Source organism: Streptomyces triticagri (assembly GCF_003429565.1).
Taxonomy (GTDB): domain Bacteria; phylum Actinomycetota; class Actinomycetes; order Streptomycetales; family Streptomycetaceae; genus Streptomyces; species Streptomyces triticagri.
The window spans coordinates 1-20,686 of sequence record NZ_QUAK01000213.1; the positions used below are offsets into that span (position 1 = coordinate 1).

Annotated in this window: 17 protein-coding genes; 15 read left to right on the forward strand and 2 right to left on the reverse strand. The window is 68.6% G+C overall.

Annotated features, from left to right (window positions below):
• The first annotated feature begins 356 nt into the window (after positions 1 to 356).
• The 5 genes from DY218_RS28570 (at position 357) to DY218_RS35485 (ending at position 5,299) form a co-directional block, all read left to right on the forward strand.
• Positions 357 to 1,592: an argininosuccinate synthase-related protein gene (locus DY218_RS28570; protein ID WP_233521948.1), complete on the forward strand. Its 1,236-nt coding sequence runs from the start codon at positions 357 to 359 to the stop codon at positions 1,590 to 1,592.
• A 61-nt stretch (positions 1,593 to 1,653) separates the two neighbouring features.
• Complete coding sequence (locus tag DY218_RS28575; RefSeq protein ID WP_128559046.1) at positions 1,654 to 2,382, forward strand: 2OG-Fe dioxygenase family protein; 729 nt, start codon at positions 1,654 to 1,656, stop codon at positions 2,380 to 2,382.
• 45 nt (positions 2,383 to 2,427) lie between these two features.
• Entirely contained in the window at positions 2,428 to 3,447 is a 1,020-nt protein-coding gene (locus DY218_RS28580) for a DMT family transporter (protein ID WP_128559047.1), read from the forward strand.
• 914 nt (positions 3,448 to 4,361) lie between these two features.
• Positions 4,362 to 4,502 (forward strand): hypothetical protein, encoded by a 141-nt coding sequence (locus tag DY218_RS34385; protein ID WP_158574155.1) that lies wholly within the window; start codon positions 4,362 to 4,364, stop codon positions 4,500 to 4,502.
• A gap of 290 nt (positions 4,503 to 4,792) precedes the next feature.
• Positions 4,793 to 5,299, forward strand: a complete 507-nt coding sequence (locus DY218_RS35485) for a sulfatase-like hydrolase/transferase (protein ID WP_233521949.1) — start codon at positions 4,793 to 4,795, stop codon at positions 5,297 to 5,299.
• Positions 5,300 to 5,362: 63 nt separating this feature from the next.
• On the opposite strand, the gene DY218_RS28590 is transcribed toward DY218_RS35485, so the two are convergent.
• Together DY218_RS28590 and DY218_RS28595 are read right to left on the reverse strand one after the other, a co-directional pair.
• Entirely contained in the window at positions 5,363 to 6,982 is a 1,620-nt protein-coding gene (locus DY218_RS28590; protein WP_128559058.1) for an ATP-binding cassette domain-containing protein, read from the reverse strand.
• Positions 6,983 to 7,056: 74 nt separating this feature from the next.
• Positions 7,057 to 7,242: a hypothetical protein gene (locus tag DY218_RS28595; RefSeq protein ID WP_128559048.1), complete on the reverse strand. Its 186-nt coding sequence runs from the start codon at positions 7,240 to 7,242 to the stop codon at positions 7,057 to 7,059.
• A 660-nt stretch (positions 7,243 to 7,902) separates the two neighbouring features.
• Here DY218_RS28595 and DY218_RS28605 point away from each other — a divergent pair.
• The 10 genes from DY218_RS28605 to DY218_RS28645 all read left to right on the forward strand — a co-directional run bounded on the left by DY218_RS28605 (position 7,903) and on the right by DY218_RS28645 (position 20,590).
• Entirely contained in the window at positions 7,903 to 8,910 is a 1,008-nt protein-coding gene (locus DY218_RS28605; RefSeq protein WP_233521950.1) for a helix-turn-helix domain-containing protein, read from the forward strand.
• Between the two features lie 230 nt (positions 8,911 to 9,140).
• Positions 9,141 to 9,269, forward strand: a complete 129-nt coding sequence (locus DY218_RS35650; protein ID WP_267899390.1) for a hypothetical protein — start codon at positions 9,141 to 9,143, stop codon at positions 9,267 to 9,269.
• A gap of 107 nt (positions 9,270 to 9,376) precedes the next feature.
• Positions 9,377 to 10,780: an ABC transporter substrate-binding protein gene (locus tag DY218_RS28610; protein WP_128559049.1), complete on the forward strand. Its 1,404-nt coding sequence runs from the start codon at positions 9,377 to 9,379 to the stop codon at positions 10,778 to 10,780.
• Between the two features lie 49 nt (positions 10,781 to 10,829).
• Positions 10,830 to 11,588: a 2OG-Fe(II) oxygenase gene (locus tag DY218_RS28615; protein ID WP_158574157.1), complete on the forward strand. Its 759-nt coding sequence runs from the start codon at positions 10,830 to 10,832 to the stop codon at positions 11,586 to 11,588.
• Positions 11,570 to 13,480, forward strand: coding sequence for a B12-binding domain-containing radical SAM protein (locus tag DY218_RS28620; protein WP_128559051.1), 1,911 nt, complete (start codon positions 11,570 to 11,572; stop codon positions 13,478 to 13,480). The genes DY218_RS28615 and DY218_RS28620 overlap by 19 nt, the downstream gene beginning before the upstream one ends.
• Positions 13,473 to 14,525, forward strand: coding sequence for a ThiF family adenylyltransferase (locus tag DY218_RS28625; RefSeq protein WP_128559052.1), 1,053 nt, complete (start codon positions 13,473 to 13,475; stop codon positions 14,523 to 14,525). The genes DY218_RS28620 and DY218_RS28625 overlap by 8 nt, the downstream gene beginning before the upstream one ends.
• Before the next feature lie 29 nt (positions 14,526 to 14,554).
• Positions 14,555 to 15,859, forward strand: a complete 1,305-nt coding sequence (locus tag DY218_RS28630; protein ID WP_158574159.1) for an MFS transporter — start codon at positions 14,555 to 14,557, stop codon at positions 15,857 to 15,859.
• 28 nt (positions 15,860 to 15,887) lie between these two features.
• The gene (locus tag DY218_RS28635) at positions 15,888 to 17,303 is read left to right on the forward strand and encodes a hypothetical protein (protein WP_128559054.1); all 1,416 of its coding nucleotides are present in this window, start codon (positions 15,888 to 15,890) and stop codon (positions 17,301 to 17,303) included.
• 612 nt (positions 17,304 to 17,915) lie between these two features.
• Positions 17,916 to 20,000 carry a PrsW family glutamic-type intramembrane protease gene (locus tag DY218_RS28640; RefSeq protein WP_128559055.1) on the forward strand — a complete coding sequence of 695 codons (2,085 nt, stop codon included), beginning with the start codon at positions 17,916 to 17,918 and terminating at the stop codon, positions 19,998 to 20,000.
• Positions 20,001 to 20,005: 5 nt separating this feature from the next.
• The gene (locus tag DY218_RS28645; RefSeq protein ID WP_128559056.1) at positions 20,006 to 20,590 is read left to right on the forward strand and encodes a hypothetical protein; all 585 of its coding nucleotides are present in this window, start codon (positions 20,006 to 20,008) and stop codon (positions 20,588 to 20,590) included.
• The last annotated feature ends 96 nt before the right edge of the window (positions 20,591 to 20,686 follow it).

Here is a 20,686-nt window from a genome sequence, read left to right on the forward strand (position 1 = left end):
CGGTCCTGGTGTCGTGGGTCCGCGGTAGGCGGGGCTGGTCGGGGCGGCGACGTAGCAGGGGACGGGGCCGGATTCGGATCGGGACATCACGACCGGCAAAGCGGACCACTCGCTGTAGAGCCACACCGCAAGTGAGGGTTCGGCCAGCTGCCCACCCTCGCAGGATTCGGCAGGGTCAGTGCCCCGCCCACGGCCACCCTGGCATGGGCACCGGGGTTGGAGCGTGGGCAGAATCCCAGACTCCTCCTGAATGCCTGACCTGGGCGTCGGGTGCGCTTGCCGGGTCCGGTCATGACCGGGCCCGGCCGCCCGGAATCCATTGTCCGGGGTCGTCGCCCGCGGAAGGCTCCTGCTCCGTGACCAGTACAGAGATCGAAGAGGCCATGCGACCTCCGCTCATACGTTCCTTCTCGCAGCTCGAAGAGCTCGACCCCGACCGCCCCGTCGTGACGCTGTTCAGCGGTGGTCTGGACAGCTCGTACCTGCTGCTGCGGCTGCGCCGGATGGGCGTGCGTGAGGTGCACGCCGTGAGTGTCGACATCGGCGAGGACGAGTCCAGTACGTACAAGGAGCAGGTCGCCGAGGCGCTTGGGGCGACGATCCACATTCTCGACCGGCGCGAGGAATTCGCCGGGCGGTACATCGCCCCGGCGATCGTCGCCCAGGCTGTCTATCTGGGCATCCATCCGGTCAGCTCCACGCTGAGCCGTCCGCTGATCGCCCATAGCGCGGTCGAGCTCGCCCGTGGTCTCGGCGCCCAGGCCGTGCTGCACACCGCCAACCGCTCGCAGAACACCCTGCGACGGCTCAACGGGGCGCTGCGGCTGCTCGGTTACGAGGGTGCGTTCGGCAGCCCCTACGATCTGGACGCCGTCACCCGCGACGACAAGCTCGTCGAGCTGCGGCACGCGGGCATCGACCTGCTCGCCGGGCGGATCGTCAGCGGAGACTCCAATCTGTGGTGCCGCGAGTTCGAGTCGGGCATCCTCGACGACCCCGAACTGCACGAGGTCCCCGAGGAGATGTATGCCTGGAGCCGGCCGACCGCCGCACCGGGCACGACCGACACACTCACGGTCGACTTCGAGCACGGGCTGCCCGTCGCCCTCGACGGCGAGTCTCTGCCGCTGACTGAAATTGTCGACCGGCTCAACCGGAGGGTCGGCGCGTACGTCCTCGGCCGCTACTCCGGGCTCGAGCATCTCGACCACGGCGAGAAGGTCCTCGAGATCCGCGAGATGCCCGCCGCGTGGCTGCTGCTCAGCAGTTACCGGCATGTCGAGAGCGCCTGCCTGGACGCAGAAATCATCCGGGAGAAGCGGCACTTGGAGCAGGTGTGGACGCGTGAGGCCCTTGAGGGCCGCTGGTTCGGTGAACTGCGGCTCGCCGTCCAGGCATTCATCGACACCTGCGCGTCCCGCACTACCGGGTCCGTGACCTGGCAGTTGCGTACCGGCGGCGCCGACACGCGTTCCATCACCGCGGGACGGCCGCTCTACCTGCGCGACCGGGAGGCCTGGGAGGAGCTCTCCATCGACGCCGAGTCGGCGCCGTTCGCACAAAGCCGGGCGCTGCAGCTCGCCACGGCCTGAGCCCCCTCGACCGCCGCCCCGGGCACTGAACGCCGAACACCGATCCATACGGAGCACTTTCATGACCACTGCAATCGTCCACCCCGTCGCTGTCGACGCCGTCAACGCTCTCTCCGGCCCCGGCGGACATCTGATGCCCGCCGCAGAGCTGTCCACTCTCGTCGGCGTCGACGCCGACGGCTGGTCGCGATTCGCCGCGCACTGGGACGAGCTCACCCTCGACACGTACATGGCCGACGGTGGCACCTACCGTTTGCGCCGGTATGGCCAGTTCGAGCTCGACGCGGCCGCCGGCGAGCTCATGCTCCTGCCCCACGCCCCATACCGCCAGGAAGCCGATATCAACTCGCTCAACGGCGGCATCGAGCGCGTCTTCGACCCGCTGACCGGATCCTTCGTCGGCGATCCGCTGCTGCGCTCCGTACTCGTCGAACTCGGCCGGATCTTCAGCGCCGTCGACGGCAACACGTCGTGGAACGTGAAACTCCACCCGTACCGAATCAATGCCTCCGTCGACCAGAAGGGCCAGCCCGCACCGGAGGGCAGGCACCGTGACGGGGTAACGTTCATCACCTCGCTGATGATCGGCCGCGTCAACGTCACGGGCGGAGAGAGCGGCGTCTACACCGAGGAAGGCGAGCATCTGCTCACCACCACGCTGTCCGAGCCGGGAGACCTGCTGCTCGGCGACGACCGCCGCACTCTGCACTCGGTGACCCCGGTGCAGCCGGTGGACCCGGAGCGCACCGCCCACCGTGATGTCCTGGTGATCGCCTACACCGCACGCTGAAGCCGCGGCGTTCCGACACCGACAGAACCTGTTGAGGAGTCCCCGATGAGTGTCACCGCGGCCCGCCGCGCCTGGCTGACCGATCTGCCCGTCCTGCTGGTCGCCGTGGTGTGGGGCTCCAGCTATCTGGCCGCCAAGGGTGTCACCACGACGCAGACCGTGCTCGCGGTGCTCGTGCTGCGGTTCGGCATCGTACTGCCGGTACTGGTGGTCGCCGGGTGGCGCAAGCTGCGGGCGCTGAGCGCCAAGCAGATGCGCGGGGCCGGTGCCCTCGGGCTGATTCTGGCCGGGATCTTCCTGCTCGAGACGTACGGCGTCGTGCACACCTCGGCGACCAACGCCGGGCTCATCATCAGCCTCACCATGATCTTCACACCGATCGCCGAGAGCCGTATACGGGGCACGAAGCTGTCGCGGTCGTTCCTGGCCGCGGCCGGGCTCTCGGTGCTCGGCGTGCTGCTCCTCACGCAGGGCGCCGGCTTCAGCGAACCGTCGCTCGGCGATCTGCTGATGCTGGGCGCGGCCGTCGCCCGAACCGTCCACGTCATCGCAATGTCACGCATGGAGTCGGTGCAGGGCGCGGACGCACTGTCGATGACCACGGTCCAACTGGGCAGCGCCGTCGCGGTGTTCGTGCTGCTGCTGTCCGCGCCGGGAACCGGGGGCACGCCGTGGGCGGCCGCTGCGGGCTTCGGAGTCGGACAGTGGCTGTGGCTCCTGTACCTGTCGGTGTTCTGCACGCTGTTCGCGTTCTTCGTGCAGATGTGGGCGGTACGCAGGACGTCGCCCTCGCGGGTGAGTCTGCTGCTCGGCACAGAGCCGGTATGGGCCGCGGTGGTGGGCATCACCCTCGCCGGGGACCAGCCAGGATGGCTCGGACTCATGGGCGCGCTGCTCGTCCTCGCGGGGACTGGGTGGGGGCGGATCGCGGCCGTGCCGCAGCAGCGGGAGGCAGTTGTGGATCAGGCGGACCCGGCGAACGAGGCAGACCCGGCCGGATCAGTCGTCGAGCCAGCCGAGCCGGACGGCGCGGACACCGGCCTGAAAACGGCTGGCCGCGCCTAGCCGCTCGGTCAGCGGGGTCGGAATGGCTGCCGCGACCCGCAGCTATGGCGGCGGGCCGGTCGCGCAGCAGATCGTCATGGTGGCGGACGTCACCAGGTGGTGGCGGGTGGGGTGTTGGGGAGGGTGGTCCAGGTGCGGGGTGGGTGGGCGTCGTGGGTGGTGGGGCGGTCGGGGAGGGTGAGGCTGTACGAGAACGGGTCGGGGGTGTTGGTGCGGCCCGCCTCGGCTGCGGTGGGGCTTTGATAGGTGGGGCTGGTCGGGGTCGCGATGTGGCAAGGGACGGGGCCGGACTCGGACAGGCCGTAGCACCGTGCGCAGGCGGACCGCGACCAGGATCGCGCCCGCCGCCATGGACAGCAGCCCGAGCCCGAACAGCCGGTGGACCGCCTCGTCGCCGCCGGTGCCCACGAAGGCCATCGTGAAGCGGTCGGCCGTACCCTTCAGCACCCGCACTCCGACGAGCGTCTTCAGTTCGCCGAGGCTCGACACGTACTTGTACAGCGACGGTGTGGCGACCCCGCAGCCGTGCGGCACCGGCGGCGAGCATGAGGCCCGGTCCGTGCTCGTCCACGATGCCGTACCAGTGAACTTTTAATCTGTAGGTTGTGGGTTCGAGTCCCACGCGGCCCACAAAACGTAGCCCCCTGCATCGGTGGAGAACCGATGCAGGGGGCTTTGTGGTGCGCGAGCGGAGTCAGGCCGTTCGCGGCGAGGCTTGCCGACCCTCGGCGTCGGCGCGGCGCTGGCGGGGGACGAGCTGGCCTGCCAGGGCGCCACTAACGCCCCGGCACTACGCCTGCACCGTCCACGACCTCGGCCACGCCGAGGAGGCAGCTCTCCTCACCGCTCAGACCGAAGCGGGCGCCCCCGGCTTGCGCATCCACACCACCGAGCACGCTGACGGCCTTCACGTCGTGATCACTCTGTTCGGGCCGGACGGAAAGCGGTTGGACGAGGACGCGGTCCTCCTCACCATCCGCCGCATGATCGCCGAGGACCGAGTACCGATCCCCGTCAACACCACGTCCAAGGGCCGCATCCAACCCCACTCCTAGACCAAGGAGCCCGTGATGATCGACGCAGCCTGCATCAACCGCAGCGGCACCAACATCCTGTTCGTCACCCTCGATTCGCTGCGCTACGACACCGCCCACACCGCCCTGGCCAAGGGGCAGACACCGGGACTCGGCGCGCTGCTGCCCGCCGGGAGGTGGGAGCGGCGCCACACCCCCGGCACCTTCACCCTGCCCGCGCACATAGCGTTCTTCTCGGGGTTCCTGCCGAAGCTCCCCACCCCAGCCAGCCGCCGCGCCTGTGGGAGTGCAAGCCGCCGGCGTTCAAGACCGTGGGGCCCGAGACGTTCGTCTTCGACGCCCCCAACCTCCTCGCCGGCCTCGGCCAGCACGGCTACCGCACCGCATGCATCGGGGGCGCCACCTACTCCTCCCGCGAGACCCCACTCGGCTCCGTACTGCCGGACATGTTCGACGAAGACCACTGGCGCCCCGCCTTCTGCTCACCCGAAGCCGACTCCACCCGCCACCAGGTCGACCACGCCCTGACCGTCGCCGACCAGCACACCCGGCGCCCGCTCTTCCTGTTCATCAACGTCTCGGCCACCCACGTCCCCCACGGCCACTACACCGGCGACAGCACCGACACCCACACCTCACAACGCGCAGCCCTCGCGTACGCCGACAGCCACCTCGCCCGGCTGATCACCGAACTGACCCGCACCGAACCGTGGTTGGTGATCCTGTGTGCCGACCACGGCGACGCGTTCGGCGAGAATGGGTACCACGGCCGCGGCATTGCCCACCCGAAGGTCATCAACGTTCCCTACCCCGGCTGACGGTCAGCGTCTACGGCTTCGACGACTCGGCGGTACGCGAGAGACATCTGGTGCAGCGTGTCGTCAGCGGCGGCGATTCACTCGCTGTTCGTCCCAGACCGGACCCTGTGTTTCCACGACCGACCGGTCCGCTCGGAAGAGGAGGAACCGGTCGAAGGACTTCGCGAACCATCTGTCGTGGGTGACGGCGATCACCGTGCCTTGGAAACGCCCGATCGCGCGCTGGAGCGCCTCGGCCGATTCCAGGTCCAAATTGTCGGTGGGTTCGTCGAGCAACAGCAGTGTTGCACCGCCGAGTTCCAGCAGGAGCACTTGGAATCGGGCCTGCTGGCCCCCGGACAGGGTCTCGAACCACTGATCGGCCGCTTTGCCCAGTTCATAGCGGTTGAGTGCGTTGATGGCGTCGCCCCGATGCAGGCCTTCGCGGGTTCCCTCGCCGCGCCCCATGATGTCGACCAGTGTCCTGCCCGCCCATTCCGGATGCTGATGGGTCTGGGCGAACAGTCCGGGAACTACGCGAGCCCCCAGCTTCCACGATCCGGAGTGCTCCACCGGCTCGCCGCCCAGCAGGCGCAGCAGGTGGCTCTTGCCGGAGCCGTTGGAGCCGAGGACCGCCAACCGGTCGCCGAAACCGACCTCCAGGTCGAACCGGTCCATCAGGCCGGTGAGCTCCAGCTCGCTGCACGTGAGCACGCGTACGCCGGTGCGCCCACCCGTCAGTCGTGGTGCGAGGCGCTGCTCTCTGGGCAGCTCAGGCGGGCGGCCCGCCTCCTCGTACCTGTCGAGTCTGGTGCGGGCCGCCCGGTAACGGGCTGCCATCGCGGCGCTGATCTTCGCCTGGTCGCCCAGCGAGCGCACCATCTCCTTGAGCCGGGCATGCTCCTCGTCCCAGCGACGGTGCAGCTCGGCGAGACGGTCCTGCCTGGCGGTGCGGGCCTCCTGCCAGGTGGTGAACGAACCACCGTGCACCCACGTACAGCGCCCCTCCAGCGCGATCACCTTGTCGCTGACGTTGCCGAGGAGCTCACGGTCGTGGCTGATCAGGAGCACTGTCTTGTCCGTGGCGCGGAGCTGTTCCTCCAGCCAGCACTTACCGGGGACATCCAGATAGTTGTCCGGCTCGTCCAGTACGAGCACCTGCTCACGTCCACGCAGCAGGGACTCCAGCGCCAGCCGCTTCTGCTCACCGCCGGACAGTGTGCTGAGCTCGCGGAATCGGGCCTGCTCGAAGGGGATCCCCAGGGCAGCCGTCGTCACGATGTCCCACAGCACCTCGATGTCGTAGCCGCCGGCCTCTCCCCAGGCGGCCAGCGCGGAGGCGTAGCGCATCTGGATCGACTCGTCCTCGTGCTCCATCATCTGGCGTTCGAGGGCGTCCACCTCGTGCGCCGCCTGCGCGATCCGGTCCGGAGCGGCGGCGAGGAGCAGGTCCCGCACGGTAGTGGAATCCCGTACGGAACCGATGAACTGCGGCATGTACGCGAGCCCGCCCTGGGCGTGGACCGTTCCCGCGGCGGGCACAGCCCTGCGCCCCGCGATGCGCGCCAGGGTGGTCTTCCCGGAGCCGTTGGCTCCGATGAGGGCCGCGACTTCTCCGGGGCTGACGGAGAAGCTGACGTCCTGAAAGAGGGTGTGACCGGCGGCGACGTCGTACGTCACGCCGTGGAGTTCGAGGAAGCCCATCGGGACGGTTGCCATCTCCTCAGGCGTGTATCAGGCGGTGACTGTCGTGCGGTGGTGCCGGGTGGACGGCCGGGTCACTGCCAGCCCATGTCACCCGGGACCCGCGGAGCGGGCTGCTGCGGCGTTCCGTGCTGGTCCGGGGCCGCCGAGTCCTCCGCGTTGTAGGTGGCCGGCTCCGCGGAGGCTTGTGCGACGGGCAGGGCAACGATGGCCATCGCGGCAGACAGGGAGAGGGCGAATGCGGTGATCCTGCGGTGCATACTGCTGTGCCTTTCAAAGCGAACTGGGGGGGGCGGCTTGGCCCTGTGGTCTGCAGCTTTGCCGGAGACATGGCATGGCGGAAGACCTTCGAGGTGGCCTGATCAGGCCATGGCCCAAGACGTCCAGCGCTCCGGCGACAGCTTCGGGGCAGGGTCCGGCAGGGGGGCCGGGGCAGGGTCTGGCAGGGGGGCCGGGGCAGGGTCTGGCAGCGGGTTCGGCGCGGGGGCCGGCAGCGCATCCGTCGCAGGAGCGCACGCGCCCATCCCGACCCGGCTGGCGACGACAGCCCCTGCGCCGAGAACCCTCTGGCAGACGGCGACGGCTTGCCGCTCCGCGGCCACAGGGCAGTCTGCGAGGAGGTAGATCCCGAGGACGACGCCTGCCTGTCCGGTCCGCGGTGCGACGACGTGCTCGACGTGGTCGTCGGCCCGCATGGACGCAAGCATCGCGGCGGTCGATCCCGTGGAGAGCGTCTGACCGGCTGCTCGCTGCAGGAGAACGTGGACCAGGTACATGGCGGCAGCGTGCCAGCAGGCACACCGCATCCACCACCTCTGCCGCAGGCGGGTTTAGGCCCTGTCCGGAAGCGGCCGACCGAAGGGTTCTGCGGACGCGACAAAAGATTGGTACTTTCACGGGCCACAAAGGACAATTTGTGAATGTTCCACCCTGAAATGGATAAGACGGGCTCGCTCGACGGGGAAGCACAGGATGTGTACCGGGCGATGCTGACCCACCGGCAAGAAGGTGTCGCGGCTCTGGCGGAGCGCCTTGCCATGCCCGAAGAACGAGTCCGTGCCGCGCTCGACCGGCTGAGCGACCTCGACGTAGTCCGTCCCTGTGGGCAGTCCCCGGACGTTCTGCTCCCGGTCAGCCCGGGTGTGGGGATGGAAGCCCTGCTCGCCGAGCAGCAGGCGGAACTCGCGGCTCAGCAGCAGCGGCTCGAAGCGACCCGGGCGCTCGCGGCGCGACTGGCAGCCGACTACAACAGCCTGCGCCCCTACGAGTCGGATGGCCAGGTCCAACTGGTGGTGGGCCTCGAAGAGGTGCGCGCGCGACTCGCCGCTCTGACACGCGAGGTCCAGCAGGAGGTTCTCACCTTCGCGCCGGACGGTGCCCAGAGTGCCGAGAACCGGTCCGCGGCCCAGCCACTCAACCAGCAGCTCCTCGACCGTGGCGTCTCGATGCGGACCGTCTACCTCGACAGTGTGCGCAACAGCCCGCCCACCATCGCGCACGCGGCCCGGTTGGCCGAGTACGGCGGAGAAGTGCGCACCACGGCCGCGCTCCCGACGCGCCTGATCATTGTGGACCGCAGGGTCGCGGTGCTCCCCGTCGATGCCGACGACACGGCGAAGGGAGCCGTCATCCTGTCGGGCGACGGCGTGCTGACCGCTGTGTGCGCACTTTTCGAGCTCGTATGGGAGTCCGCCCGGCCGCTCGTGCAGACCGTTCACCGGGACGACGGCGAACTTACCGGGCAGGAGCGGGTGCTGCTGCGGATGCTCGCCGAGGGGTACACCGACGAGGTCGTGGCCAAGCGCCTGGGGGTGTCGTCCCGTACGGCCCGCCGGCTCGCGAGCGGTCTGATGGAGCGGCTCGATGCTCGCAGCCGTTTTCAGGCGGGGGTGACGGCCGTCCGGCGCGGCTGGCTCTCGGAGGACTGAGAGCAAGCGCCCGGTCAGGGCGTTTATGGCGCGGCCGTGCGGCGGCGGACGCTTCATGACACGGCCTCTTCAGGCCATCGATCAACTATGGAAAAACTTTTCCGCATGGCGGCAATGTGGTCTCCGTCAGCCGGTGGGGGCGGCCGAAAGGTCACTCCCGGTCGGCTGACCAGTCCATTCGCACGGGCCGGCGCATCCTGCGCAGCCCTCCCCAGGAAAAGGAGATCGACATGCCGCTGCAGACTGCTGACATCGCCGAGGCCGAGGTCGTCGAGGTCACCGAGGAGATCCTCGCCGAGGAGCTCGAGTTCGACCGCGAGACGCTGAACGACCTGCTTGCCATGAAGCACCGCTCGTAAGTCCTCGGTCGTCGTCCTCGACGGCCCGTTGCCGCAGCGCACGGCCGAACGAGGGCTCATGGAGCACCGGGCGGCGACCGTCGCCCGGTGCTCCGGAGGAGTACTTCATGACCCAAGCAGTCATAGCCCTCGATGCCTTCCCTCTGGGGAATGACCACCGCCGACCGGTTGACTACAACGCCGGGCTGGTGTCCGAGGCCATGATCCTTCCGCTGTTGCGGGAGCTGCCCGGTGTGACGCAACCCGAGCCTGCCGCCGTTCACGCCATCGAGCCTTCGTCCGACGGACTGCACTGGCGGCTGTACCCCGACCCGAACCTGCGATGGTCGGACGGAGAGCCGCTGCGGTGCGAACATCTCGTCGACGGAATCCGTGACGCAGCCACCTGCGACGACCAACTGGGCCGCCTCATGCGGTCGGTCGGAGCCGAAGCCGTCGCGGTGAACGACGCCGTCAGCCTGAGGCTGCGCCACCCGGTGAGCTTCCTGCCGGCTCTGCTGACGCTGCCGCAGCTCGCGCCGATGCGGCTGGACAGCACCGCCGTGCTCGGTCCGTTCGCTCCGCACGGCCGTACGGCCGACGGCGGACTGCTTCTTTGCCGGCATCGGTACACATGCTCGCCGGACGCCCCGGGCGAACTGCGCTTCACGGTCATCGAGCATCTGGACCCGGCCGTCGCGGAATTTCGCGCCGGGACCGTTCATGCCACTCCCACCACCAGTTTCGATGTCGCCGACGCGGCACGCTTCAGGGGCGATCCGGACCTATCGACGCAGGGCCTCGCGCTCTTCGCCAGCCTGGAGTTCGGCCGCAGGTGCCCCACACTGCGCGGCACCCCGGAGCTGCGCTCCGCCGTGGGCCGCGCACTGGACTTGGAGGTGCTGGCCGCCGGCACAACCGGCTTGCTGGAGCCCGCAGCAGCGCCGGCCACCGTACTGCTGGGTGACGAGCCGCGGGCCACCGCATCGCAACCTCCGTCGGCACAGGCCGCGCAACGGGTACGCGACCTCCTCGGACCAGGGCCGGTCGAGGTGTCCTACGCCGACTTCGTTCCCAACGGGGCCGCCGTGACAGCGGTGTGCGAACAACTGCAGGAGGCGTTCGGCCTGCCGTTCACACCGCGCCCGCTCTCGTACGGGGCCTATCTGCGCACAGCTCTGCTCGGCGACCACACGCTCCTCTACACCCTGACCACCGCCGACTTCCCGCACCCCGCAGCGCTCTTGGCCCCCTGGGTGAGCGGGGGAACGTACAGCAGGGCAGGCAGTTTCGCCGACGAAACCTTCGACGCTCTCTTCCGGCAGGCCACCGAGCACAGTGACGCAACCGAGGCTGCGGCCGGCTGGCGCCGGACCGAGGAGCGCTGGCTCGAACTGATGCCGAGGGTGCCCCTGCTGCGCGTCCGGGCGCACTACCTGGCCGAACCCGGGCTGCGCCGCATCGGGTTGACCGAAAGCGGCAAGTTCCCCTTCCACCTGCTCTCCCGGCCCTACCCACCCATGTCGAACTGATTGCGAGGACACCATGCACACTCCCACCACCGAGGCAGTCACTGCCGCCATGCCCGCGGACTCTCTCGCCCGCGCCCGCCGATTCGTCGACGAACGGCACCTGACCGGGGAGACCTGGGCCGCGATGGGCGAGTGGTACACCGCCGAACCCGGACGCCCTTTCATCCTGCGCGACTTCCTCCGGCCTCAGTGGGCGGAGGCGATGCACACGGCGATGCGCGACCTGCCCGTCTGGTCGCGGTGCGCCACCGCCTACATCAACGCGCGCGACAGCGTGGAGATCCCCGAGACCGACTGGGCGGACCACCCCCACCGTGCCGCTCGGCACTTCGTGGCCCGTCCGCTGAGCGAGGCGCTGCAGAGCGAGCGCGTGGCGCCGGAGCAGCGCAGGACGCTGGAGCAGTTCCTGGCCTTCGCCGTCCTGACCAACACGCTGCGCGACTGGATCGCGGCCGGCGTGGGCTTCGAACTGGAGCCGCGTACGTCGATCGAACTGGCCGCCTACAGCAGCGGCGACCGGATCCGCCGCCACCAAGACCTCTTCCCCGGGCGCGTGATGGCGGTCAACTTCTACCTCGACGCCGACTACGTTCCCGGCTCGGGCGGACGGCTCGGCTTCCGTAACGAGGCAGGCCACGACGAGTTGGCCGATCCGCTCTTCAACACGCTGTCGATCATCCCGGTGCGCGAGGAGTGCTGGCACTGGGTCGAGCCCTTCGAGGGAACCGGAACGGGCCGGTACACGGTCAGCATCGGTCAGCACCTGCTCGGCCGCCCGCACGAAGCACCGTGGGAGAGCGACCAGTGATCGGCCTCGCCTTCCCGCCGCTGGTCGAGTCGAACTTCGGCAGCTTCTATCCGTCCACGGCCGTGCTTGCCGGATTCCTGCAGAGCCACGGGATCAGCACCTGGCAGTGCGACCTGAACGAGGAGTTCGCCGAGTTCCTGCTCCAGCCCGAGCAACTGGAACCCATGGCAGCCGGCCGCGTCGCCGGTGTCCCGGTGGACTCCTACACCGCCTCCGCGGCCCGCTGGGCCCTGCGCGTTCCCGAGGAACTGGTGGACGCGTCCGGACGGCACTTGTTCGGTGCGGGCACGCATACAGGACGGATCGTGGAGGCGCTCGCCGTTCCGTTCCGTATCGACCCCGATGCGCAGATGCTGCGCCGACCGGCTGTCGATGCGGCCCAGAGCGGCATCTTCGGCAGCTTCTACCAGAGTTGGGGGAGTGCAACCGAACTGCCGGAGGAACTATCCCTGATCGGTATCTCGGTGCCCATGGGGCCACAGCTGGTCCCCGCTCTGCTGCTCGCGCGCAGGCTGAAGGCGCAGCGCCCGCATGTCCGCGTCGTCCTAGGCGGCCCCGCACTGAGCTTGATGGTCCCGGCAGAGCTCGACGCGCTGCTGGTCGACCACCCGGAGGTCGACGCGGTGGTGCGCTTCGACGGTGAGTTCCCGTTGCTGTCGCTCGCGCGCCTGGCCGAGGCGGGTGCTTGGGAGCCGGAGCGGGTCCCTGGTGTGTCCTGCATCCTCGCCGACGGCACACCGCATGCGAAGGATCCGGCCCCCGGACCGAACCTCAACATGCTGCCGTGCCCCGTCTTCCCGTTGGACGCCATGGCCCGGCTGCAGGACCCGGTGCTGGGCGTCACCCAGGCCCGCGGCTGCTACTGGGGCAAATGCGACTACTGCGACTTCGTTGAGCTGTACGACGGCTCGCCGCCCTTCCGCGGCCGCCATCCCGACAAGTTCGTCGATGAGCTGGAACACCTCGTACGAGAGCACGGAACGCGCAGGTTCAGCTTCGTCACCGAGTCCATACCGCCGGCCTTCGCCCGGCGCATGAGCAAGCTGCTGATCGAGCGGGGCCTGGACATCACCTGGAGCTCGTTCGTGATGGTCGACCGCCGGTTCGACCGCGAACTGCTGGAGCTGATGGCCGCGTCCGGCTGCGAGTTCCTTGTGGTCGGGATGGAGACCACGATCACCCGTGTGCTCGAACTGGTCCACAAATCCGCCGACCGCGAGGAGAACCTGCGCTTCCTGCAGGAAGCGCATGACGCAGGAATGCGGCTGGTCGTGAACCTCATCCCGGATCTTCCTTCGACTACATACCAGGAGGCCCTGCAGGCACTCGAGGATGTCGAGGGCCTCGCCCACTGTCTGCAGTCCGTTTCGGTGTTCCCGTTCGAAGCGACACGGTCCTCCCGGGTGGGCCGGGACCCGGAAGCCTTCGGTCTGGTGGTCACGGAGTCCCAGGACGGCAACTGGCAGTCCCAGTACGCGTTGAACCATCTGCCCAATACCGATCCGGCGATGACACCGCAGCAGCGGGCCGAGGTGCACCAACGCTATTTCGCCTTCGCAGACAAGATCAACTCTGCGGATTCCGGAAGCTCCACCGAATCCGGACTGCCCGGCATGAGCGACCCGGTACGCATTCCGGTCGAGGATCTCGACGTCTACCGCGATGCCGATCGGCTGCACTGCGTCAACCTGCGCACCAAGGAACGCATCACCCTGCCACCCGCGGCACAGGACCGCCTCACCCCATGGCTCGATGGGCGCCCCTTCACCCTGGGCGAGCTCACCACCGCCCACGGCGAGCGGGTCGCCGAGCTGCTGGTTGCCAACCTCCTTCGGGCCGGTCTGCTGCAGCGTCGCACTGCGACCCGGGACGAGGCCGTGACCCATGGCTGAGACGATCCGGCTCCTGGACAGTGTCGACGCGACCACCTGCGCGGGGGGCATGCTGCTCTCCCAAGGCCCGCGGGCCCTGCGGGCGCGCGGCCCGAAGACCTGGTTGGAGCGGGCGGTGGCAGAGTTCCGCGACGGTGTGGCAGTGCCGGCGCCCGATGACCGCGGGGCATTCGCCCGGCTCGTCGGCGCATTGCGGCAGCAGGGCTGGGTCACCTCGGAACCCGTGGCAGGTCCGGAACTTGACGGCCTGCCGCACCAACGCCAGGTCGGATACCTCGGCCTGTTCGGCGACGCCCCGGCCCGGATGCAGCGACGTCTGAGCGCCGCACGCGTCGCGGTGATCGGCGTGGGCGGTATCGGTGCGCTGCTCGCGCAACAGCTCGTCGCGGCCGGCGTGCGCCACCTGTGGCTGGTCGACCACGACGAGGTGGAGGCGCACAACCTCAACCGGCAGCACCTGTACGTCCGCGCGGACATCGGCGTCCCCAAGGTGGCCGCCGCAGCCACCCGTCTCGCCGCAACCGCCCCCGATGTCGTGGTGACGGGCGTGCGCCGCAGGATCACCACGTCCGATGATCTCGCGGACCTTCCCCAGGACCTGGACCTGGTGGTCGTGGCCGCGGACAGCCCGGCCGACATCGCAGGAATCTGCTGGGCCTGGGCGGCCTTGGCACAAGTCCCCGTCGCCATGGCCGCTGTGGGACTGGACACGGGGTACTGGGGTCCGCTTCTCGTCCCATCGATGGGCCACTGCTGGTGGTGTTTCGATACGGAGCGTAGGTCCCGGCTGAGCGCGGACGAAGGCCGGATGGAGGCCACGGTCCACGCTCCCACTCCGTACTCCTTCGGCCCTTCCAACGCGACGATCGCGGCGCTCCTCTCCCATGACGTGCTGCGCTTTCTCGCCTCGGGCCAGGCGCTGACGCTCGGGGCGCGCGGGCACCTGAGGTTCGACACCGGGTCAACCACGATCTTCCGCGGGCCCGAAGCGTGCGGCTGCCCACCGGGCCCACATCGGCAACCCAGCGGGCACCCCTCGGTCTGATCCGTGCCAAGAACATGAAGAGGAAAGACATGGCCGTACCCGTAGCCCTGGTGAAGACCGGATTCTTCCGGCTCTGGGCAGGCGAGACGTTCTCGATCGCCGGTTCGCAGATCACCTACTTCGCGATGCCGCTCATCGCGGTCCTCCTGTTGGATGCCGGCAGCTGGGAGATGGGTATCGTCGCCGCCGCAGGCTCGGCGGCGACGCTTGTCTTCGGACTGTCCGCGGGTGTGTGGGCGGACGCCATGGAACGGCGGCGGGTGCTTCAGGCAGCCAACCTGGCACGCGCGTTGATCCTCGCCGCAGTGCCCGTCATGTGGCTGCTGGACGCCCTCAGCCTCTGGGTCCTTGTGACGGTCACGTTCCTGGTGGGAGCGTTGAGCCTGCTCTTCGACAGCGCCATGTCCGCGTACCTGCCCAAGGTGGTCGGCAAGAAGCAGTTGGGGCCTGCCAACTCCTGGATGGAAGGCAGTGCGGCCGTCGGCGAAGTGGCAGGACCCGGCCTGGCCGGCGTGCTGGTGCACGCCGTGGGTGCACCGCTGGCCGTTTTGGTGGACGCGCTCAGCTACTTCGCCAGTGCCATCGCCCTGCGCGGACTGCCCCGCGCCGCACCCGAAGCACCGGACGGCCCCCGAACGCCCCACTTCAAAGCGGCGGTCGAAGGACTGCGGTTGCTGATGCGCGACCGCATTCAACGCCCGCTCGCGCTCGCCGCGGCGCACTTCAACTTCTTCACCTCGATGTTCTACGCGCTCTACACGCTCTACGTGGTGCAGGAACTGGGCTTCAGCCCGGTGGTGCTCGGCGTGCTCAGCGCCGCCGGCGGCCTCGGCGGTCTGCTCGGCTCGACCGTGGCCTCCTGGATCAGCCGCCGGTTCGGGTACGGCACCCCGCTGGCTCTCGCCTACGCCGTGCCGGGCATCGCCGGGCTCCTGGTGCCCCTGGCCGAGCACCAGGACCGCTTCACCGCCCTGGTGCTGGTGGGTCTGTCCCAGTTCTTCTGGGTCCTCGCCGTGGTGGTGAACCTGGTGATGAGCGAGACGGTGAAGCAGACCCTGGTCCCCGACCACATGCTGGGCCGGGTGACCGGCACCGTCCGATTCCTCAGCTGGGGCGTGGAGCCGTTCGGGGCCCTGCTGGCAGGTGCGCTCGGCGCGAGTCTGCTCGGCATACGCAGCACCCTCGTGCTCGCCGCCGTCGGACTGTCCACCTCCGCGATCTGGCTGCTGATCGGCCCGATCCGCGGACTGCGCACCCTGCTCGACGACGAGGAGCCGGGCGGCCTGCCGACCACCGCCGCCACCGGCGACGCGGCCCTCAACGAGACCACCTGACATGGATGCAGCCGAGCAAGGAGACAGCATGAGCAACGGCGACGGACGAATTCCCGCGACCGGGCACGCGGACCTGACAGCGGCCGTGGGCCGCTTCTACCGCGGCCGCAAGGTGGTACTGCTGGGCAGGGACGTCCCGCAGTACCGGCTGCGGGTCCAGGCCCTTGCGGCCATGGGTGCACAGGAGCCCTTCATCGTGGGCAACGGCATCGGCCTCGGCGACATCCCGGACAAAGTGGCGGGCTACTGCACGACGGACCTCGGCACGCTGTCCTTCACCGACACCGCCCGCGCCACCGACCACCTGCTCGCCGCACCGCCCCGGCACGTCGTGGCAGCTCTCCACGCGTACGACCCGGATGGCAGCGCTCTGGTCCTGGCCGAATCCAACGTCACCCGCAACACGATGGCAGGACGGCAGGTGGCCGACGGCCGGCCGGCCGAGTGGGCCGTACTCGAGGACAAGCTGACGGTGGACCGGATCTGGGACGACCTGGGGGTCACCCGCCTGCCCTACGAGGTCGTCGCCGCCACCCGGAACGACCTGAAGGCTGTGCACCGGCGTCTGGATCTGGGCCAGGGCACCATCTGGTACCGGGACATGAACGGCGGCGTGCAGGTCACCTTCGAGCAGGCCCGCTGGGTGCGGGACGACGAGGGCTTTGAGGAAGCCGTGACAGCGGTGGCAGCCGAGTGCGAGCGGGTGAAGGTCACCCCGTTCCTCCCCGGTACGCCCTGCGGGATCAACGGGTTCGTTCTCTCGGACGGAGTCGTCGTCCTGCGACCGTTCGAGGAACTGGTGCTGGAGGGTCCGGAGCGCTCCCAACTCGTCTACGCCGGCTGCTCCACCTACTTCGATCCCGCCCCCGAGGTCCGCGACGAGATACGCGACCTGGCTCGCCGCGTCGGTGCCTGGATGCATCGCGAGACCGGTTTCCGCGGGGCCTTCAGCATCGGTGGCGTACAGACCGCCAAGGGATTCATCCCCCTGGACCTGCTTGCCCGGGGCAACACCGCACACAGGGTGATGTCCACGACCACACCCGGCCTTCCCTGGGGTCTGCTCCAGGGAGCCGTCGCCGGGGGACACGACCTGGGCATGCCTGCGGCGCAGGTCGAGCGCATCCTGCTGACAGCCGTGGAACACCAGCGTGGCGCGGCGGTGGCGCTGCACTCCACCGCCCCCTGCAGCATCCCGGGTCGCTCCCGTTGGCTCACGATGGACGGCAACCGACTACGGCTCAGCCACAAGAACGAACACAGCGACGCGTGCCTGGTCCAGGACACCTTGGACACCGGAAGCATCGTCATCATGGTGGCCGGCCCCACGCTGCTCGGCAGGGACCGTCGCCTGGCGGGCCGAGCGGCCGACGGCTTCGCGCTGTCGGAAGCACTGTGGAACACGGGGTTGGAAGGACTCAGGCCGATGCCCGTCTCCGGGTGAACGACCAGGAACGGTCGGCCGGCGCTGGTGCACCGCGGCCGCCCCGGCGCCCCAACTGCGCTGGTCCGCATCGGACATGATCCCGTACGTGGAGCGTTCTGAGCTTCGGGTGGCAGGGCCCACGCCGTGATCCTGCAGCAGGGCTTCCGCCCTACGCCCTGTGCCGTCCCGGTTGCAAAGCACCATGACGCCGGCGTCACCACCGCGGGCCGCGCCATCCTCGAAGGGCGATCGCACCACCACCGCAGCCCAGCTCACGCCACTGTGGCCTGGCTGTCAGACACACGAGCAGGCGCGATTGTCCGATGCCGACAAGCGTCCAGCGGCGAACCAAGTGTCCCCACCAACAACGAGGGGAGCGCAAGGGGAGCGCGGACGCCTTCGGACCGTGTAGCACAGAGTGAGCGCAGCAGGACCAAAGCATGTGGTCTGATCTGCAGAAACAGGATCCGGCGTGATCGCGCGGCACACCCCGTCACAATCGCCAGCGTCCGGGCGATTCACTGCGGCGTAACCGATCAGCGCATCCCGCGAGAAAGCCTCTTCCCAAGATCACCATCAGTACCTACAGTTGCATTTGCTCTAGCGAATATCTCTTCGGCGGGGGATGTCATGACGCTTCTCATGGCAGCAGCGGCTGTGTACGGGGTCTTGCAGCTGGTGCTTCTGTCGATTCCAACTCGCACGGTCCGAACAACGACCGTTCTATTGACGCTGGTTGTGGGCATCTACGGCTGCGGCGTGGCCACAGCCTTGGCCGAGATCGCCTACAACCGCGCCATCATGGAGTCGAGTGGCGAGTCGTGGCTCTCGGTGGTCAAGTCGACCAGCTACACGGTGGCACCCTGGGTCGAAGAACTCATCAAGGTGACGCCGCTGCTGCTGGCCGGGCTCAGCCTGAAGGTGCGGCTGCAGTGGGGGCTGACCGACTACGTGGTGCTGGGGGCCGCCCTGGGCTCGGGCTTCGGGCTGCTGGAATCAGTGCTGCGCTTCGGACTTGATGCCGAGCGCGCCGTGCCTAACCGTGGGGGCGGCTGGATCATCCCGCAGGGTATCTTCGCCGCGCCGCACATACCTGGGCTGGAGCAGGTGCTTACGTCCTGGTTCCCGGCCCCATCAGGGCAGTTGAGGCTTGGCGCCGGCGCCGAGTACACGGCAACCTCGCCCCATCTGGTATGGACGACGCTCGGTGGACTCGGCGTCGGACTGCTGTGGCGCGGTCGGCGCTGGACTCGACTGCTGTCACTGCCACCGGTCGCTGCAGCGATCGCCCTGCACACGCTCAACAACTATGTGGCCGAGGAGCGATCCGACCGCAACGCGGCATCGTTGCTGAAGGACCTCAACGAACAGATATGGCTGGCGCCGCTCGCATGTCTCGCGGTCGCCGCAGCCGTGGACTGGATCCACGCTCGACGTATCCGGCCCAGCTTCCCTGACGTGCAGTTGCCCGCTGAACGTACGGGCCGAACGGGGCCGAGTGCGCTCAGCGCCTACGCCGGTTGGTGCGTCCCGTGGAGCACACTGATCGCCTTGCGTTTCGCGCGCCTGCGACGCTCCCTCTACTACGCCGCCCGCGACACCGACCCCAGCCGAATCGAGCCCTTACGACGTGCGGTCGCCGGTATTCGCACCCGTATTGAGGCGACTGATCACGAGGTTGCCTGGCAAGGCCGGGAGACGCTCCACCGCATGAAAGCGGCACGGGCCACGCCGGAGCAAAGGCGGCACCGGTGGCTCCTGCTGATCCCCTGCGTCCTGATGCTTCCCGGCGTGCTGTTCCTCGGGATCGGCTCGTTCCATTCAGCAGCCGGCATCCAGGAGTTCTTCGGCTCCCGCACAGGCACGAGAGTGCTGATGGGGTTCGGCAGCGCAGCGCTCGTGTGGGTGGGCTGGCAGCTCTTCTGCCTCTTGCGCAGCTGGCGCGCGACCGGTGCGCAGCCGAGTGCGGAGTTGCTGGCCATACACCGGCTCCGATTCGGCAGCGCACTGGGTTCGGCCACCGTCGGGTTGCTGATGCTGTACCGAGGACTGGGTTCTGCCGGGCCTGAGGGGAAGTCGATTCCTCCTCACCATCTGCTCCAGGCTCTCGATACATTCCTGGTGTACCTGGGCTTCGGCCTCCTGTTGCTCTCCTTGCTAGCCCTGTTTGCTCCAGGCGCGGGGCTCGCCCTGGCAGGTGCCAATGCAGTGGGGGCCCTGACTGCTGAGGCCGCGTTGGAGGCGAGCCTTCTGGGCACTGCCGGCATCGCGCTCATGGCTGCCGGGGCCAACGGCTCCCCCGGCCCTGAGCAAGGTTCCGCCGAGTCCACTGCGAGTGAAGGCCAGCGCAGGTCCACCGACCCTACGGTGTCGGATGCGGTGGGCTCGGCTCGTGAGCAGACGGTGGCGGATCTCACTGAAGGCACTATCCCTTCCGGCGCTCCGGGCAAGCCCGGACTCAAGGTGACGAAACCTGGAGCGGGAACCACCGACGTCGACGTCATCGGAAAGGACGGCTCCTACATCGCAGTAGGCGGTCCGGCAAAGGCGAGAAACCTCGCCAAGTTCGGGGAGAAGTGCCACATCCTCAAGTACGCCGCCGAGCAGCAGGGCGTACGAGCCCAGGTATACCTCGAAGAAGGCACCCCGGAGACTGCCCTGAACCTGGCCCGGCGGATCCTGGGCAACGACAACGTCCACACTTTCGTGAGGTGAAAGCGATGAGCGATGGATTCCTCCACTGGTACCGCGAAGGCTGGGATGCTGCCCGCGCCCGCACCCTCCTCACCGGCCTTGAGGCACACGGGCTACGGGCCGCCAACCCGGCCACGGGCCTGATCACCGCCATCACCAACGGACCCGAGTCGTGGGGGGAGCAAGTCCCGACCACCCAAGACGACCTCGTCACGGCAGCCGGCCTTGCGCGCACATCCGAGATCAACTTCCAACTGTGGCTGGATGCGGACACGGATGTGTTCACACGGATCCGCCGGCGCACCGGTACCTCCGTTGTCGTCCTCGAATTCGGACTCGACGGCATGACATCAACAGAACAGGATCTCGTGACGGAAGCAGTGTCCTCTCAAATCCAACAAATCCGCGAGACCACCGTAGGGTTCGTGATCGATCGAAACGGCATCTCGGAGGACGAGGACTGGGATGGTGTCGTTCTGGGCGAGCCGACGCTGTTCAAGCAGTGGCCGGAGGTCCTCGCTCTGCGCGCCCGGACTGCAGCCCAGCATCCGCAGCTGGCCAGTTGCGTCGGCCGGCACGAACCACCCCTGATCGTCTACACGCACCGATGAGCAGTGCCTTGCGTCACCAGGTGGTGGCGGGTGGGGTGTTGGGGAGGGTGGTCCAGGTGCGGGTGCCGCCGCCGGGGTCGGGGGAAGGGCCGAAGC

Bases quoted from the DNA above. Each gene is read 5' to 3' on its own strand.
- DY218_RS28575 (WP_128559046.1), top strand. From the start codon at position 1,654: ATGACCACTGCAATCGTCCACCCCGTCGCTGTCGACGCCGTCAACGCT.
- DY218_RS28580 (WP_128559047.1), top strand. From the start codon at position 2,428: ATGAGTGTCACCGCGGCCCGCCGCGCCTGGCTGACCGATCTGCCCGTC.
- DY218_RS28590 (WP_128559058.1), bottom strand. From the start codon at position 6,982: ATGGGCTTCCTCGAACTCCACGGCGTGACGTACGACGTCGCCGCCGGT.
- DY218_RS28595 (WP_128559048.1), bottom strand. From the start codon at position 7,242: ATGCACCGCAGGATCACCGCATTCGCCCTCTCCCTGTCTGCCGCGATG.
- DY218_RS28605 (WP_233521950.1), top strand. From the start codon at position 7,903: ATGTTCCACCCTGAAATGGATAAGACGGGCTCGCTCGACGGGGAAGCA.
- DY218_RS35650 (WP_267899390.1), top strand. From the start codon at position 9,141: ATGCCGCTGCAGACTGCTGACATCGCCGAGGCCGAGGTCGTCGAGGTC.
- DY218_RS28610 (WP_128559049.1), top strand. From the start codon at position 9,377: ATGACCCAAGCAGTCATAGCCCTCGATGCCTTCCCTCTGGGGAATGAC.
- DY218_RS28615 (WP_158574157.1), top strand. From the start codon at position 10,830: ATGCCCGCGGACTCTCTCGCCCGCGCCCGCCGATTCGTCGACGAACGG.
- DY218_RS28625 (WP_128559052.1), top strand. From the start codon at position 13,473: ATGGCTGAGACGATCCGGCTCCTGGACAGTGTCGACGCGACCACCTGC.
- DY218_RS28630 (WP_158574159.1), top strand. From the start codon at position 14,555: ATGGCCGTACCCGTAGCCCTGGTGAAGACCGGATTCTTCCGGCTCTGG.
- DY218_RS28635 (WP_128559054.1), top strand. From the start codon at position 15,888: ATGAGCAACGGCGACGGACGAATTCCCGCGACCGGGCACGCGGACCTG.
- DY218_RS28640 (WP_128559055.1), top strand. From the start codon at position 17,916: ATGACGCTTCTCATGGCAGCAGCGGCTGTGTACGGGGTCTTGCAGCTG.
- DY218_RS28645 (WP_128559056.1), top strand. From the start codon at position 20,006: ATGAGCGATGGATTCCTCCACTGGTACCGCGAAGGCTGGGATGCTGCC.